The following is a 15379-nucleotide window of genomic DNA, read 5'->3' on the forward strand; positions in this document are numbered from 1 at the left end:
TCGCCAGCAAGCGTGCGACCTCAGCGGCGCGATCAGTGCCATCGGCGGATCCATGGTGACCGATGACCCCATCCATGGCACCAGGCACCCACCGAAGCCGATCGGACATCACCTTGGCGTCATCCGGCAACCCCACCTCTGCCGGCAGCCGCCCGGACAGATCTAGATTCCGGCGAATGTGCTCGTAGAGCGCAACCCCGGCCATCACCACCGGCAGGTCAACCGACACAGACGTCACTCCCCGCATATCCACGACAACACGCCATGGACGATACAAGTATCGAACCTTGACCTTAAACCAAATACCCCAGCCCGCAGCGTTACCGACGTCATCCTCAACTCGGCACATGCGCGCCTCGCGACAGCGCGGTCAGCGGCATGAGCGGATGTTCACGAGCGCTGGCTGTGGCACTGAACGTCCGCTCGTCGGCATGAGGGCGCACTCGGCGGGGCGCGTGTCGTACGGAAGGATGATCCAATGCTGGTTCAGGTGGAGCGGTTCTTCCGGAATCCCGGCGATGCCGTGTTGGTCACCGTGAGGACCCCGGTCGGGACCGTGGCGGCGTCTTGGGGCGGAAACCTGGAGTCCGCAGCAGGCGAGCACCACGTCGAGTGGGACCTCGACGAGGAGTTCCGGTGGAGGTTCAACTGCTCGCTGGCCACAGTCGAGGAAGCGCGCCTCTACCAGGACGAACGCGAAGTCTTCTGCCGAGGACGGCTTGGCCTCACCGAGGTTGAGGCGGCGCCGCCGTTAGCGCACCTGGAGCTGGCCGGAGCGATAATCGACCTCGGCCATGTCGACAGCCTGCCTCAAGGGATGGCCGGCGCATGGGTCGAGATCAACCTAAGACCTGAGAAGATCAAGATCTATCCCTACGAGATATGACCTGCCAGTCGCTCATCGGCATGAGCGGACGTTGGTGGTTCCGTTGCGCGACGGCGACTAACGACGCAGCACATAGCGAACGCCCTGGGAACGGCCCAGTGGGCGCGGAAGAACTGTCATTCCTATTTTTTCGTTGCACTAGTGCCATTACGGTGCCAAGATCGTTGGGAAGCAGTCATCAATTCTGAGACCCAACAGAATCGCCTGACGAGCGTCCGCTATCGGAAGTCGCGTGATGTCCCGGCGAGGCCGAGTGGTTCGAAGTGGTCGGCCGAGAGCTTGTTGACGCCGTGGCGGGATTGGACGGCTCCATGGACCAGCAGCGCGGGTGAGCTGCGCACGATCCTGTGCTCGCGGTCCCACACCGTTGACTGGCCGAAGGACTGACACGCCGATGGATCGCCGTTCGCCCCTGGAGCTGCGTCGAGACTGCGTGCAGCCCGAGTTTGGAGGCCGCTCGGGGGCTATCGGGACAAGTGACCTCTCCGTCGCCCCGACCTGAAGGAACCCGGGCGTCAGCAAGGCGATCGAAGGATGTGTTTGGCAAGCAACTCGGTTCACCTTATCGAGCCGAGAGGTCCGGATTCTGGGTGAAGATCCCGGCAGATGGTCGTCGTCGACGCCGTCGTAACCGGGACACCGACCGGCCCGGCGAACTCGTCCTGACATGCCCCGACAGCACCGGTCAGCGCCGCGAGATCGGACTATCCCAGCCGGTCACCACGGAGATGTCCTCCGAGGCCGCAGGCAAGGTGAGACTGACCGGGGAACCGCTGCTGAAGGTGTCGTCGGACGTGTTCGGCCGCGGCCAGACACAGTTCTGGCCGGTGAAGCCGGATGCAGTGGAGGCCCGGCGCGATGCCTCCGTTGCGACGTTCGCAAGCCGCCTACGGCCGAAGGTGCGCCGGATCCGACCCGACCTCACCGTGCACGACCTGGAGATATGAGTCCGCAAATTGTGCGCGGATCTCGGCGGCCCCACCGCAGCTGTGGCCCGCGCAGGGGACGAGATACGGCCTCAGGGAACATCGATACAGCGGTTATCGGTGAGAACGCTCGTGGTCAGGGCGCGAGTGCGCCGACCCGGTTCTCGTCCTCGCGCGGGCCTTGCGCTGAGCTGGCGCTGAGGGGAAGTCCCGTCGGCGAGGACTCGCATGCACTGCGGGCCCGGCTCGACGTGTGCCAGGGGCGCCGCACAGACCATTTACGCTCCGCTAGTTGCGTAAATGACAGGAACCTGCCTACTCTGAATAACGAAACTGCAGTATCGAAATGTGGGGTGCGCCCCCTGGCCACAAGGAAGGAGCGGTCCCCGTGACCACCCCCACGCGCAGAGGTCGTCCCCGCAGCGAGGGCGCCGACGGACGGATCCTGCGGGCCGCCCATGACCTGCTGACCGAGCGGGGGTACGACAAGTTCGCCATCGACGAAGTGGCCGCCCGCGCCAGCGTGGCCAAGACGACGCTGTACCGCAGATGGCCCACCAAGGACCACCTGCTCGTCGCGCTCGTCGCCCGGATCCAGAACGAGGTGGAGGTCGCCGACACCGGCGACATCCGGAATGACCTGACCGTCTACCTCACCGAGGTAGCGACTGGCCTCGACCGGATGCGCCGCCTCGGGCGGGACGCCGCCGGGGAGGCCGACCGGTCGGCCGGAGTCGTCGCCGAACTGGTGGCGGCCGCAGCCCGGCACCCGGACGTGGGCGACGCCGTTCGCGGGATGTTCGCCCAGCGCAACGCCCTGCCGCTCCGCCTGCTCGACCACGCCCGCGAACGCGGCGCGCTGTCTCCCGGCACCTCCTCCGAAGTGGTTTTCGACCAGCTGGCCGGCGCCCTCTACTACCGGCTCCTGATCACCGGGGCGCCGATCGGCGCCGACTACGTCAAGGAACTCGTCGATCAGTTACTGAACGGGGCCACCACCACATCCGCCCCAGAGGGGACCTGACCGTGCCCGCCGGCTCTGCCGCCTCCGCCCACACACCCGCCGCGTCCGGACCGCACGCCAGGAGTGAACACATGACATCCCCGACACGCCGTTCGACTAACCGGAGTTCAGTCTCGCGCCTGGTCCGCGGGGCCTGGGCACTACTCGCCGTGTTTCTGCTGGCTTGGACCGTGCTCGAGATGGTCAACCACGGTGGCGGAACGATTCCGCTGGGCATAGTGGGCTTCATCGCTCCTGGCCTGACGCTGTTCGTCGGGGTGGCGGCGTGGCACGAAGCCGGGCAGCTCCCGCCCCTGAAGGCGGCCGCCTACAACCTCGTCCACCGGCCGATCGGCCCAGTCCTGGCACTCGTCGTCGTCCCCTTCCTGCCGGGCGACGGACCAGATGCCAACGTGGGGCTATTCACCCTCGCACTCGGCTGGCTACTGCACATCGTTTCTGGCCGAGCGCTCGGCACCAGTGCCGGTTCGCACCGGTCGCCGGAAGTCCCGGGAGGGGCCGGTGGTCGTGGACAGGTCGAGGCGTTCGAGTTTGTCCGCGACGAGGGTGACCACGCCCTCGGCAGCCTGGACCTGCCCACGGATCAGCAGCGCGGCGCTGGATCGGGCGATGACCTTGTGCCGGTCCCACACCGTTGACCGGACCGAGAACCGACACGCCACTTGGTAGAGGCTCGCTCTCGGGATCGGCACCGAGATTGCGAGCAGCCGAGCTCGGAAGGCCGCACGGCCATGGCGGTGTGGTCCGCGTCGGGAGCGCTCGGCGCGGCCGCCGGGCCGATCGTCGGTGGCTGGATCATCGAGATCTTCACCTGGCACGCGATCTTCCTGATGAACATCCCGGTCATGGTGCTCCTGCTGGTCGAGCGCTCTACGCCTGTCGGTTGCCGGGCTACCAGGTGCGCTTCAGCGACCAGAGTGGTCGATCACGTTCCCGTTCGAGCAGTTGTTGACGTGGTTTCCCACCCAGTCACCCAGGACCGGCACGACCGCGACCTCTTGCAGACATACAGCCGCGGCGGTGAAGTTCCAGTTGTTGGCAGCGTTGACTCCGCCACCGAAGACTTTGTCGACTGCGTCGAGCGTGGCATCCACAGGCCCCTCGGCCATAGCAGGTGCCGCAGCGCTCAAGGAGACTCCAAAAGTAAGGAGCAAGGGCGTGACGAACTTGGCGGTTTTACGCATGGATTCCTTCCGAAACGTGCCGACTACCCTCAAGACATCGGCGAAGCGGGCACGAAAGTGGAGCGCTCTCCGCCGCTAACGCCTGATCGTGTTATCCACGAGCCGTTCCGGCTCATCTGGGACAACGCGCCTCACGCTTGGACCAGACCGATTAGCACACGTCTGGTTCGCGAGAAGAGAGTACGGACTACGATCAGATGCAACCCGGGGTGCAGCTCACCACCACTTCGTCCACCGCGACTCGGCGGGAACCGCCTTCGCCTCAACCTGGTGCGTGCACGGATGCGGGCTCGCCGGGCCGACCGCTCCGACGCGGGCCCAGAACGCGACAGTGACCGGGTCACGCCCAATGGGCAGCATCGACCACTGGAACTTGGCCCCTCGCGTCATGGCGGCGTTCACCAGCACGCGGCCCGCGCCACGACGGCGGTGCTTCTCTTCGACCTCGATATGGACGAGGATCGCGCGCCGGTCGACCGGGCACAGCGACAAGCGCACTTCGCCGAAGACGGTGTGTCCTAAGCGAAGTTGGATGGCGCCGATCCCGGCGGTAACCGGCGGTGGCAGGACAACCAGGCGCAGGCCGTACTCGTCCACGCCGGTTTCCATGACCTGCCGCTCGACGGCGGTGTCAATCATGGCCCAGACTCCGCCGACACCGGTCAGTGCATGGCATCGGTTTCGAGAACCCGGCGCAACGGCTCGCCGAGACGATAGGTGAACTTCAACTCGCGCGGTCCGTAGGGCTCCAGGATCTCCCTGCCGCAACCAGCACAGGCCACCGGCGGCGGTATGGCGATCATCGGCAGCCAAGCCGGGCCCCGCACGCATGGCAGCGAACGTCAGCACCTCGTACAAGCAGCCGCCGCCTCTCTGCCCACGACAACCAGTGCCGGGCAGCTGGTTCAGTGCCCAGCACCGCACGAAACCTGTCGAACGCGTACGCCCGCCCTTCTCCTGGTGATGCGACGCCTGGATCGTCGCGGCCGAGGAGAGTTGCCGCGTTCTCCCGCGTGCCAGGATCGGAGCCAGCCTCGCGGAGTTGCTGGAGGGTGTCAGTCCAGCGTTTCTTCCACCAGGCCATCCCGCTCCGCTCCGCCAACTCGTAGATAAGAGCGATCAGCCCATGGTGGGAAAGCCACCAGATGTGGTTCGTGTCGCCGAGCGCCCGGATCAAGGTCGCGGTGGCAAGACCAGGTTGCGATTGCCCGGACATCAAGCCCTCGCGTCTGCGCAACGGCTGCGAGACACGCCCATGACGACGGCCAAACCACTTCCACGGTCTCCCGCCGGTTCAGCTGCGACGGTGAAACCTGGGCAACACCCGCCTGGGAACGCCCCCAGAGATCGGTTCCGCGCATGGTCGCGTCGGCGGGAAACCGGCTGTTGACAACCATCACGTCGAGCACGAGAAGAACCGGCCGCAAGCTGTCGGCAGTGTGGCGGAGAACCTCGCGATCGGAGTCGGAAAACGGCACCAGGCGAGTGCGGCCCTCCTGCCAAGTGCCGAGATGACTGCGCGGACGCCCCGGCGCAGGGCCGCGAGTCAAGATGTCTTCATAGGCAACCGTGCGAGCGCGCGCTGAGAGAGCCACCAGTTCGCGCAGACGGCTGACGCGCGGAGTAGCTGACGAGATGGATTCGTCCGCCTCCCAACCCGAACATCGTCGCTTGGCCCGGCGCATGGAGAAACTGGAGGGCTTCTCTCGTGACTTCTTCGACGGGCAGCCCAATCGGCAACACCCGGCGATCGCCATGCGCCGCACGCAAGTTCCATAACAACGCCATGTCTTCGACCGAGTCCTTTGAGACCACGACGACGAGATTCGGTCCCGCCGAGCGCTTCGTGAGCCCTTCTGGCCTTCTCCGAGGAACGAAGCATCCGGATTCAGTCCGGAGCTCAAGAACATATTGGCCAGCTGTCGCGGAGTGATCGCCTCACGATTTTTCGCTCGAGCAGCAAGATCGTCCAGTGAACTTGTGACCTGGACTCGCCGCACGGGAACCACGTCGTCGAACTGCAGATCTTCTCGAAGATTCGCAGCTTCGCCCAGCTCCCGACCAGGAACCTCGGGCAACGTCCCGAAGACCACCGCGTAGATCGGTGCCCAGGGATCGGCACAGTCGAGATCGCAGATCTCAATCGGCCGCCACTGATCCCGCGGCTCGTTCGCTGCGACCATCAGGACGGGATAGTCCCCAAGATGCCTGGCCTCGACTCGAAAAGGCAGTTCCACAGCCGCGTCCTGCAAACCGCCAACGCCGTCGATCTGCTCGACTTCAAGCATCCGCTGGTAGGGCGACGGCATCTTCCCGTCGTACACCGGAAGCAGAGGCTGCCCGGCACCACCCCAGGTTTGACACAACCGGGTGATCTCCGTCAGGAGAGCCTCAGAGTCACCGACGTCCACAGGACGCGCCAATCGCTCCGGCCGCAGCACGGTCGTCATCTCGTGCTGGCCTTCAAGCAGATCATCGCTCAGCATCCCCGATATCGCACCCGAACCACCCGTCGATGACTCACTCATGCAGATCACAATAGGTCTGCGGTCGACGGCGAACCAGGTCCAACGCATTCGCACGCAGACCGGTGATAACCGCCGCCGAGCTCAGGATCGCCGATCCTGATGCCTTCCCGGTGGAAGCCGCCACCGTTCGGGCAACCACCGCCGGAGCCGAACCGGCACCACTTCCTCTCTGACTACCCGCGTCAAAATTCGGGAGCGTTTTGGCTTGAGCCCCAATGCCTTCCGCATCACCTCCGCCGAGACCTGACGCTGATGCCGTGCACGATGCTCTGTGCCGATCTGTCGTGCCCGCTCAATCAGGCTGGGATCAAGTCCAGCCGTCCACTCACCAACGTCCTCCGACGAGGACCCGCAGTGGTCGGCCCACTGGCCCTCAACCGCAACACCAACACGCCTGGGACACCGTCCGCTTGCGCAACCGGCCACACAGCACCTGGCGTTCGCGATCAGACAACTCCAGCGACAACGGCTTCGGACCAGGCACCACCCCATCCTATGACCGCCCTCGAACTTAGGACTCATGCCGCTGGCGCGCGGGGGTGCCGAGGATCTTCCTGAGCGTGATGGCCACGTCGAAGTCCCGATCCCATGTGAGTGCGACGAGATCGTCGAACTCTGCCTCAGGCCGGAGCAGGTCGAGGACGTCGGCTTCGAATACTGAGCCCGGTTCTGCGAGGTCGAGTGCCTCGTCGTGGAAGCAGCGGTACATGTTGCGTGACCGGAACATGACCGAGTACCCACCGTCTACGAGCTCTCCCACGGAGACATCCCACTTCGCTTCAAGCTCCTGCAGTGTGTTGGCGATGTCGTCGGTGTTGAGCGGATCGATTAACAGATCCGCTCCTGCCTCTTCTCGGGCCGAATCCAACGGAAGCGTCTCGTCCCAGCGCACCGAGAGGTGGCGCTCGAAACCGATGTCCTCGCGAACTGTTTTGTCGAACCCCAGGTAGTCGGTGTCCAGATTCGTACGCATCCAGCGGACAATCCAGAAGATCGGGGCACTGATCAGATTCGCCCGCAACGAGAGGTTGCCTTCACCATAGACCGATTCGCGGATGCTCGTCAACAGCTCTTCGCAGTGGTAGTCCTTGCAGAATCGGAACAAGTGAGCCGACCGCCGTGGCAGACCTCCCCAGCGCGAAGACTCAGGGAGGGGGAAATCAGCCAGAATCGTCTCCAGCTCGCGTTGGAGTCCCGGCTTGGCGGCCGACAACACAAGAGCGTCGTCATTCTCGTCCCACCGCCCGGCGCTCTCATAGTTGAACTTCGCCTTGCATGAGGCATATATAACGGCTTGAGCACATGTATTGAACAGCTCCGCGCTCACCCGATATGCGACTTCGCAGTGATAGTTGAGGTTGAATCGGTCGAGCTCGCCGTCGGCGACCCGTTCGAAGACATGCTTCGCCGACAGCACGTCCTTGGTGGCACGGCCGAGGATCCGCTCGACCTCGCTGGATGAGCTTTCGGCGAACGCTTCGTCGGGGCGCAGATGATCGGAGATCTCCTCGATTGCCGAGTCGAGCCGCTCAAGGGTTACCCGAAGCATGCCGCGTACGGTGTCGATGGGGAGACGCTTCGCGTCGTCTTGGAGCAGCATATGCTCAATGATCAAGTCGAGGCCGGCCAGGAAGGGGTAGCGGTCGCGCACAAGCGCGTGCCGCCGCCCTCGGGCGTTCTGCTTCGTGAACATCTCGGTAATGACGAGCCCGAGTGCAAAGATGTCCGCCGGCTTGCCGATGCCGATAGCGTTGTTCCTCACCATCTGCTCGGGAGCGAGGTAGTTCCGGTTCGCTAAGAGGTCCCCGCGCTTCGTGAGCGAGGAGTCCTTGAAATGCGCGATTCCGAAGTCGGCCAGGACGAGACGACAAGCATCCGAGTCGACGAGGACATTCTCAGGTTTAATGTCGCGATGCACTATGCCATCGCCGTGCACGTGCGCGAGAGCATCGCAGAGCTGGCGCGCGTAGTCGAGAAGCACGTCAGCGTCGGTTTCGTCGTCGATCACGTTTCGCAGCGTCATAGGGTAGAAATCCATGATGTAGTAGAAGAAGTTCGAGTCCTCTGAGCGGGCGTGGATACTCACGACGTTCGGGTGGCTCGATGTCTGTCCATACTCGATCTCCTGCTTGAAACGCTTGTTGCGAGCGGAGTCCGCGTCGCGGTCCTTCTTAATCCGTTTGACTGCGAGCACCTGACCGTCGGGCTTGCGGCGGACCTTCCACACCACGGCTGATCCGCCCTCTCCCAGAGCTGAATCGCGCTCGTAAGTGACTCCGTCAATGATGAACGGTTCGTTCTTCGACATGAACCCACCTTACTGACCCTCAAGTCCGGCGACCTGATCCTGCTCTCTGTGAGCAGGGGCGGTCTAGCGTCCATTTCGACGGTCGTCCAAGCGGTCGGTCATAGGGCCGCGTTGGCCGCTGTCGATCCCGGCGTGCTCGACTCCGTTGTGAGTCGGGGTCCGTCAAGGCGTGGGGAGTCGACTGGGCGCCGGCATGAGGGTCAGAGGCTGAAGTCGTCCACCAGCGAGGTGACCGCCTTACGGTCCGGGCCGCGAGCACTGGCTGCCCGGAGACAGCAGGTATGCCGTCGATGTACCGAGGATCGATGCCGCGGCCGATGCATTCGGTGCGCAGGAAGTCCGTGTCGCCTTGCAGCAGCGCCAGCGGGAAGTAGTCCGGAAACACGACGACAGACCGCGACACCAGTCGACACCGCCCGAAACCCCAACCAAACGACTCTAAGCCAGCGGGTTCGGGCCGAGCGCAACTGCGCAGTCTCCACCGAGGGCCCCCTCCCCGACTCCGCGCCAGGAAGTCCTCTGTAATCGTCCAGGAACTACCAATCGGTGCCAGTATCGATACGCGTGGTCAACCGGGCAGTTGCAAGCGTGTGGCTAGTGAGCAACTCGCCCCTCGGACACCTGCATTACTCACATGCAAAGAGGTCGTCGCGGAGACATCAACTTTCGTTGCCGTACCGCAGATCAAGCCTCAGATCCCGGTAGAGCCTTGCCCACTCCTCTCCCGCCGCCAATGTCGGCAGCGCCGGGTTCCATCGATCTCTACCGCTCCATGACCTGCTTCGGACACCCGCGGCGGCGGAGTGGATGTGGTCAGGAACGTGTGGGAGTACCGACCGGGGTGATCATCACGAGCGCGACCGCCAGGACCAGGTCCGCCTTGTGCGTGATCGACACCTGAACCTCCACGACCCCCAGCGCGGCGGCGCGCGCGGCCGCCGCGTCGGTGAGCGTCACCAGGGCCGCGCCGGAATCGGCTCGTTCGACGGCGATCTGGCGCGGCGCGACGCCGTCGGCGAAACCGGTGCCGAGAGCCTTCGCGACGGCTTCCTTCGCCGCGAAGCGGCCCGCCAGGAATTCGCGGCATCGATCGGGGCCGAACCCGGCCGCGGTGGCGAGTTCGGACTCGGCGTAGACGTAGGCACGGAACCACGGCCGTGCCAGCAGCCGGTCCAGTTCGCCGACGTACAGCAGGTCGGCCCCGATCCGCATCGGGCTACCCCGCCGGGAAGGTGAAGACCGCGGCGTGACTGCGACCACTCACCGGATCGGTGTCGCAGAGCACGACCTTCCGGTACGTCTCCTGCCACGCCGGCCAGTTTCCCGCCAGGGCGAGCCACACGCTGGTGCAGTACGAGCCTGGGGCGACCCGGTGGACGTCCTCCGCTTCGACGGTTTCCGTCACCCACGGGCCGAGGACCACGAGCGTGCCGGGCTCCCGATGAGGGTCGAGCAGCTCCCCCACCGTTCCGCTGGACGACACCGACGCCAGCCGTGGTCCTGGACCGGTGCCCAGGACCAGGGCGGCACCCGAGTCGACCAGCCCGCCGTCGTCGACCAGCGGATGCGGGGTCGGGAGCGTTGTCTGCTCCAGTATCGCGACGACCGCCTCCTCGCACCGTCCCGACCGCTGATACGCCGCGACGATGCGCAGGGCCGTGAAAGGCGCGGCCAAACCCTGCTGTGCCACGGAGAACGTGGTCGCCGTGACGTCGAGCCGGTGGGCGAGATACGGTGCCACGGCGGTGAACGGCAGGACGTCGGGCAGGGCGTGGGTCACGATGATCAGCTGCGGGCGACTCGTGCGCACGCCCTCGGCTTCCAGCAACCGGTCGGTCAGCGCCTTGTGCGAGACGTGCGCGCCGCGTTGCCAGCGTTCCTCGTCCACTTTGGACCCGAACGGTTCGACGAGATCCGCGAGGAACCTCGAGACCGCCGCGTCCTCCTGGTAGCCGGGCCCGGGCGGTGAGATCACCGCGCTCGTGCCGCGCAGGGTCGGTTCACCGCTCATGACACTCCTTCCCCGATGGCCTGCCTGGATTCGACGTAGTCGGCGAACGAACGGACAGTACGAAGGCGATCGATGTCGAGATCGTCCGGATCCACCGTGATGTCGACGGCCATCTCCACCAGCATCAGCAGTTCCAGGACCTTCGACGAGTCCAGCCGCAGGTCGTCGAACAGCCGCGTGTCCTCGGTCAGCCCGGTGATCTCCCGTTCCAGGACGTCCCCGAGCGCGTCCGCGATCGCCGAGACCACTTCGTCGCGGGCCGTCACGTCCCGCTCCCCCGCGTCCGATGGGTGATCACCATGGCGCCGAACGTCGCACCGAGACCGACCGTCACGAGCACGTAGCGGGCACCGTCGACGAGCCTGCCGCTCTCCCGCAGGGTCGTGTAGTTCAGGAACACGTCCGACGAGAAGCAATGGCTGAGCTTGGGGATGTTCTCGAGGAAGAACTTCTCCGACGGCGCCTCCAGCGCCTTCACCGTCTGCCGCCAGGCGAGGGCGTTGACGTTGTGCGGGATCACCAGATCGATGTCGTCGAACCCGCATCCCGCCTCGGCCACCGCCGCCAGGATCACCTCGGCCAGCCGCGGCCCGTAGAGCTCGCCGAATTCGGTGTTCTGCTCCGGGGTCAGCGCCAGCCATTCCGCGTACTGCCCCAGAGTCTTCGTGACGAAGGAATGCACGACGTCGCCATCGCCGTCCACCGTCAGCAGGCACGCCGAGGCCGCGTCCGCCATGATCGCGGTGTTGGGGATCAGCTGCACGATCGGCGAGAACGCCCGCTCGCCGGTCACCATCAGCGCGTAACCGCCGGTCCCGCCCTCGGCCCGCAGCAGTTCGGCCGCGACGTCGATGGCACCCAGGCTGCTCACACAAGCCTGGTGGGACAACGCGAACGCCTCGACGTCCACCAGTCCCAGCCGCCGCACGAGCTCTTGGGCGATGTCGACGTCGGCCGGCGCGAGCGCCTGGGTCGTATGCGCGAACACCAGCCTGTCGATCCTCCGGCCGGCGGGCAGCGCCGCCAGCGCCCGCTTCGCGGCGGGCAACAGCAGGTCGAACAGGTCCATCCCGGGATCGAACCGGAGGGTGTCGAGGCCGTAGAACTTCCGGAACACGCCGAGTTCCGCCCGGCGCAGCCCGAGGTGCTCGCCGAGCTCCTCGATGCGGACGCTGCGCTCGGGCACGAACGATTCGACGCGTTCCAGGGTGGTCGCGCCCATCAGCCCTCCAGGTATTCGGCCTGCAACAGCCAGAGCCGGTTGGCGCCGCGGCGTTCCGGCGGCTGTACCTCGTAGGGCCAGCGGCCCTCCCCCGCGCCGGGCTGGCCGGGCTCCTTGATCTCGTCGACCTTCCAGCCGTGGGCCAGCAGGAACTCCTCGGGCTCGTCGGTGCCGAAGATCCACGGTGTCCCGTCGTCGGCCAGCCGGTCGAGGAACGGCTTCGAGAACGGGCTGCGCAGCAGGGCACGGCCGAGGATGTCCAGCGCCAGCCTGCTTCCCGGCGCCGACACCGAGCCCAGTGTCTCCAGCAGACCACCCGCCTGCTCCTCGGTCAGGAAGAAGGTCAGCGCCTCGGCCACCCACAACGTCGGGCGGGCCGGGTCGAAGCCCGCCTTCTCCAGTTCGGGCAGCCATTCACGGGTCAGGTCGGCGGGTACGACCCGGCGATCGACACGCGGCTCGGCGCCCAGTTCGGTCAGCCGCCGCTGCTTCTCCACCAGCAGCGGCTCGTGGTCGACCTCGAAGACGACGGTGTCCTCGGGCCAGTCAAGCCGGAACGCCCTGGTGTCCATCCCCGCGGCGATCAGCACGACCTGGCGGATGGAGGGATCCGACCGCAGCTCGCCGATCGCGTCGTCGAGGAACCTGGTCCGGATGCTGATGAACGGCAGCAGCCCGCCACCGGCGTAGCGTTCGATCAGCCGGAAACCGTCCGGCGCGGCGAGGGCGCTCGCCAGCGGGTCGACGTACAGCGCGTCCTCGCGTTCGGACTCGAGCGAACGAGCCGCCGCCATCCACTGCGCGGTATAGGAAACGGCGTGCATCAGCTGACTCCCGCTCCGGCGAAGAACGCCTTCTCGATGGCCGACAGGGTTTTGAAGTCCGCGATGTCGATGTTGTCGAAGTCGACCTCGACCCCGCTCGCGTCCTCGATCACGTAGACCAGCTCGACGAACGACAGCGAGTCGACCAAGCGGCTTTCGATCAGGTCCTCTTCGAACGCCAGCTCGGTGCGTTCGGGGTGCCTGCCGAGAATCCAGTCACTGACCTTTTCGATACCAGGGGCGGGCATGTCTTCTCCTTCGAGGTTGTTTCCTTCTCAGTCCGCGGCGGACACCGCGACCGCGATGGCGTACGCGTCGTCGTGGGTGATGCTGATTTCGATCTCGCCGAGCCCGGCTTCCCGGGCCAGCCGCGCGGCGCGTCCGGTGAGCCGGACCACCGGCCAGCCGCCGTCGCTCTTGAGCACTTCGGTCGAGAGCCAGGGCACGGGCTGCCCGCCGACGTGGAAGAGTTTGAACACCGCTTCCTTGGCGGCGAGGCGTCCCGCGATACCGGCCAGGTCCGGACCGTCCGGAGTGAACGAACTCAGCAGTTCGGCGGAAGAGAGCATGCGCCGCAGCGCGGGTTCCGCCTCCTGGGCGACGAGCTCGCGCACCCGGCTGAGCGGGACGACGTCGATGCCGATGCGTCTCGCGGGCATGGTCACCCGGCCCGGTCCGCCGCCGCTCGCACGGCCGCCAGCGCCGCGGGGAGATCGCCGTGATGGACCTCGGTGAGCACGGCGAGCCAGCGCTCCAGGCCGAACGCCACACAACTGGTGTAGGCGAACTCCTTGCCGTCTCCGAAGCGGATGTCGCACCGTTCGCCGAAGAAGTTCCGATGGGTGTTGACCGAGGCGATCGCGAGGGTGCCGTGCTGGAACTCGTATTTGACCGGGCTCAGCTTCTGCAGGAGGGCGCGGGCGCCGTCGTTCTGGAAGAAGGGATCGATCGCGGCCTCCTTCTCCAGGCCGAGGCCGAGTTCGCCGGAGAACGCCAGGATCCGTTCGGTGAAGCGGGAAACGACTTCCTGCGTGTGCTCGAACGAGCCGAGGGCGACGATCTCACGCATCTGGAAGCTCGCCAGCCGCCGCAACCCGCTGTAGTGGTCTTCGCTGCGGAAACAGCGGTTGACGAGCGTCACGATCTCCGTCTCGGACACCTTCGTGCCCTCGTAGAAAAGGTAAGCCCCATAACAGGTCGCGTGCGGCAGACCGTAACGGCCGTCCTGCAGGTCGCCGCCGGCGAACCGGCCGTCGACCGGCTTTCCCTCCCGGCCGGCCAGATCCAGTGGACCGGCCACGAACGCCAGATGCGGGAAGTTCGCGTAGACGTCGAACTTTTCCAGGTCGGTGACCGGGTACAGCGGCGGCGGGCTGATCTCCCGCGCCCCGGCGGTGCCGGCCCAGCCGAGGAAGGTCCGGTCGAGTTCCTGGACGAGGGCGGTCTCGTCGGGACCAAGGATCGCCAGCGCTTCGGCGCCGTCCACTCCGGTGGTTCGGGTCATCGGAGGATCCCCGTTCGCTCCAGGTACTTCAAGGTCTTGCGGAACACCTGTTGCTCGGTGGCCGGCCGGGTGGGCGCGTCGAGCAGCGCTCGCCGGAGCTCCAGCGGGTTCTCGATGCCGGCGTCGCGGTAGACCTGCGGGTTGTACAGCGACTCGAAACTGTAGGTGAGATAGCGGCGGAGATAGGCCGAAACCTCGACGAGTTCCTCTTCGGTCGCAGTCTTCTTGAGGTCGCCGTAGAGATGCTCCACCAGCTCCCGGCCGAACGCGATATGCCGTGATTCGTCCTGATGGTGGATGCGGTTGATCGCGCGGATCGTCTCGTGCAGGCGTTCGTCCCGCGCCATCAGCGAGTTGTAGTGGTCCACCAGTTCCTCGAAGATCAGGATCCTCGCGAACACCAGCAGACTCTCCACTTTGGACGAAGAGGCGGGCGGGATGGTGACGCCGGCACCCGGTGCACGGTAGATCTTCCCGCCGTAGCGCAGGCAGAATTCGGCGAAGAACCACATGTGTTCGTTCTCTTCGCCGATGAAGTGGTGGAAGAACTCCGACGGAGTCTCGAAACCCGCCGTGTGGATACGCGCGACGACCTCGATGAGCAGCTCGCGGATCCCGTGCACGTTGAGGCTGTAGAAGTTGATGCTTTCGTACCGCGACAAGGCGAAGAGCTGGTCCTCGCTCAGTGTCGTGGCGAACTCGGTGCCGTGGGTGGTGGTGAGCTCGGGGCTCATCCACCACATCCGTTCGGGCAGGCTGTCCGGCCACTCGAACATCTGATAGGGGTTGTAGTAGTCGTCGATCGACTTCGACGAGAGGCGATCGAGCAGGCCGCGAAACCGTTCGTCCGCGTCGATGATGTCGCTGATGTCACTGGCCACGAAGGTCTCCTCCGTTCTTCCGGACTCGATTCGACGCTACGGCAAGGAATCCACGCGATTCAACGTCCGCAAGCGGTCTGG

The 15379-nt window shown here is 65.5% G+C and carries 18 protein-coding genes and 1 pseudogene; 5 read left to right on the forward strand and 14 right to left on the reverse strand.

All coding sequences use genetic code 11. The annotated features are described in order from the left end of the window. Positions 1-229 (reverse strand): hypothetical protein (locus ED92_RS43630; RefSeq protein WP_235213523.1); only part of this gene is annotated, 229 nt, incomplete at its 3' end. A gap of 249 nt (positions 230-478) precedes the next feature. Between ED92_RS43630 and ED92_RS40930 the strand changes: the two genes are divergently transcribed. The 5 genes and pseudogenes from ED92_RS40930 to ED92_RS43890 form a co-directional block, all read left to right on the forward strand. Continuing rightward, positions 479-886: a hypothetical protein gene (locus ED92_RS40930; protein ID WP_037348303.1), complete on the forward strand. Its 408-nt coding sequence runs from the start codon at positions 479-481 to the stop codon at positions 884-886. 590 nt (positions 887-1476) lie between these two features. Then, complete coding sequence (locus tag ED92_RS42690; protein ID WP_152611175.1) at positions 1477-1833, forward strand: hypothetical protein; 357 nt, start codon at positions 1477-1479, stop codon at positions 1831-1833. Positions 1834-2200: 367 nt separating this feature from the next. Next, positions 2201-2836, forward strand: coding sequence for a TetR/AcrR family transcriptional regulator (locus tag ED92_RS40940; protein WP_037348306.1), 636 nt, complete (start codon positions 2201-2203; stop codon positions 2834-2836). A gap of 149 nt (positions 2837-2985) precedes the next feature. Then, a complete protein-coding gene (locus ED92_RS43235) occupies positions 2986-3474 on the forward strand; it encodes a hypothetical protein (protein ID WP_063777659.1) in 489 nt (162 codons plus the stop codon). Positions 3475-3567: 93 nt separating this feature from the next. Beyond that, positions 3568-3687, forward strand: a pseudogene (locus ED92_RS43890) (hypothetical protein); the annotation flags it as partial. A gap of 54 nt (positions 3688-3741) precedes the next feature. Here the strand turns inward: ED92_RS43890 and ED92_RS40950 are convergent. The 13 genes from ED92_RS40950 to ED92_RS41005 form a co-directional block, all read right to left on the reverse strand. Continuing rightward, a complete protein-coding gene (locus ED92_RS40950) occupies positions 3742-4020 on the reverse strand; it encodes a hypothetical protein (RefSeq protein ID WP_037348307.1) in 279 nt (92 codons plus the stop codon). Positions 4021-4236: 216 nt separating this feature from the next. After that, positions 4237-4659 carry an N-acetyltransferase gene (locus ED92_RS40955; RefSeq protein WP_037348309.1) on the reverse strand — a complete coding sequence of 141 codons (423 nt, stop codon included), beginning with the start codon at positions 4657-4659 and terminating at the stop codon, positions 4237-4239. A gap of 416 nt (positions 4660-5075) precedes the next feature. Continuing rightward, positions 5076-6548, reverse strand: coding sequence for a hypothetical protein (locus ED92_RS42695; RefSeq protein WP_152611176.1), 1473 nt, complete (start codon positions 6546-6548; stop codon positions 5076-5078). Positions 6549-7059: 511 nt separating this feature from the next. Continuing rightward, on the reverse strand, positions 7060-8856 hold the full coding sequence (locus tag ED92_RS40960; protein ID WP_037348310.1) for a serine/threonine-protein kinase: 1797 nt from the start codon (positions 8854-8856) through the stop codon (positions 7060-7062). 813 nt (positions 8857-9669) lie between these two features. After that, positions 9670-10068, reverse strand: coding sequence for a holo-ACP synthase (locus ED92_RS40965; protein ID WP_037348312.1), 399 nt, complete (start codon positions 10066-10068; stop codon positions 9670-9672). A 4-nt stretch (positions 10069-10072) separates the two neighbouring features. Next, the gene (locus tag ED92_RS40970; RefSeq protein ID WP_037348314.1) at positions 10073-10867 is read right to left on the reverse strand and encodes a hypothetical protein; all 795 of its coding nucleotides are present in this window, start codon (positions 10865-10867) and stop codon (positions 10073-10075) included. Next, positions 10864-11133, reverse strand: coding sequence for an acyl carrier protein (locus ED92_RS40975; RefSeq protein WP_037348316.1), 270 nt, complete (start codon positions 11131-11133; stop codon positions 10864-10866). The genes ED92_RS40970 and ED92_RS40975 overlap by 4 nt, the downstream gene beginning before the upstream one ends. Further along, entirely contained in the window at positions 11130-12089 is a 960-nt protein-coding gene (locus ED92_RS40980; protein ID WP_200882814.1) for a 3-oxoacyl-ACP synthase III family protein, read from the reverse strand. Before ED92_RS40980 ends, ED92_RS40975 begins: the two co-directional genes overlap by 4 nt. Next, the gene (locus ED92_RS40985; RefSeq protein ID WP_037348319.1) at positions 12089-12913 is read right to left on the reverse strand and encodes an SAM-dependent methyltransferase; all 825 of its coding nucleotides are present in this window, start codon (positions 12911-12913) and stop codon (positions 12089-12091) included. Before ED92_RS40985 ends, ED92_RS40980 begins: the two co-directional genes overlap by 1 nt. After that, positions 12913-13161: a hypothetical protein gene (locus ED92_RS40990; protein ID WP_037348320.1), complete on the reverse strand. Its 249-nt coding sequence runs from the start codon at positions 13159-13161 to the stop codon at positions 12913-12915. Before ED92_RS40990 ends, ED92_RS40985 begins: the two co-directional genes overlap by 1 nt. Before the next feature lie 27 nt (positions 13162-13188). Beyond that, positions 13189-13572 (reverse strand): holo-ACP synthase, encoded by a 384-nt coding sequence (locus tag ED92_RS40995; protein WP_037348321.1) that lies wholly within the window; start codon positions 13570-13572, stop codon positions 13189-13191. Between the two features lie 2 nt (positions 13573-13574). Then, positions 13575-14417: a hypothetical protein gene (locus tag ED92_RS41000; protein WP_037348323.1), complete on the reverse strand. Its 843-nt coding sequence runs from the start codon at positions 14415-14417 to the stop codon at positions 13575-13577. Further along, on the reverse strand, positions 14414-15298 hold the full coding sequence (locus ED92_RS41005; protein WP_081976089.1) for a diiron oxygenase: 885 nt from the start codon (positions 15296-15298) through the stop codon (positions 14414-14416). The genes ED92_RS41000 and ED92_RS41005 overlap by 4 nt, the downstream gene beginning before the upstream one ends. Positions 15299-15379 lie beyond the last annotated feature (81 nt).

Source organism: Amycolatopsis sp. MJM2582 (assembly GCF_000754115.1).
Classification (GTDB): domain Bacteria; phylum Actinomycetota; class Actinomycetes; order Mycobacteriales; family Pseudonocardiaceae; genus Amycolatopsis; species Amycolatopsis japonica.

Coding starts and splice junctions, on each gene's coding strand:
- ED92_RS40965 (WP_037348312.1), bottom strand. CDS start 10,068: ATGCGGATCGGGGCCGACCTGCTGTACGTCGGCGAACTGGACCGGCTG.
- ED92_RS40970 (WP_037348314.1), bottom strand. CDS start 10,867: ATGAGCGGTGAACCGACCCTGCGCGGCACGAGCGCGGTGATCTCACCG.
- ED92_RS40980 (WP_200882814.1), bottom strand. CDS start 12,089: ATGGGCGCGACCACCCTGGAACGCGTCGAATCGTTCGTGCCCGAGCGC.
- ED92_RS40960 (WP_037348310.1), bottom strand. CDS start 8,856: ATGTCGAAGAACGAACCGTTCATCATTGACGGAGTCACTTACGAGCGC.
- ED92_RS40955 (WP_037348309.1), bottom strand. CDS start 4,659: ATGATTGACACCGCCGTCGAGCGGCAGGTCATGGAAACCGGCGTGGAC.
- ED92_RS40950 (WP_037348307.1), bottom strand. CDS start 4,020: ATGCGTAAAACCGCCAAGTTCGTCACGCCCTTGCTCCTTACTTTTGGA.
- ED92_RS40995 (WP_037348321.1), bottom strand. CDS start 13,572: ATGCCCGCGAGACGCATCGGCATCGACGTCGTCCCGCTCAGCCGGGTG.
- ED92_RS42695 (WP_152611176.1), bottom strand. CDS start 6,548: ATGAGTGAGTCATCGACGGGTGGTTCGGGTGCGATATCGGGGATGCTG.
- ED92_RS40985 (WP_037348319.1), bottom strand. CDS start 12,913: ATGCACGCCGTTTCCTATACCGCGCAGTGGATGGCGGCGGCTCGTTCG.
- ED92_RS40930 (WP_037348303.1), top strand. CDS start 479: ATGCTGGTTCAGGTGGAGCGGTTCTTCCGGAATCCCGGCGATGCCGTG.
- ED92_RS41000 (WP_037348323.1), bottom strand. CDS start 14,417: ATGACCCGAACCACCGGAGTGGACGGCGCCGAAGCGCTGGCGATCCTT.
- ED92_RS40990 (WP_037348320.1), bottom strand. CDS start 13,161: ATGCCCGCCCCTGGTATCGAAAAGGTCAGTGACTGGATTCTCGGCAGG.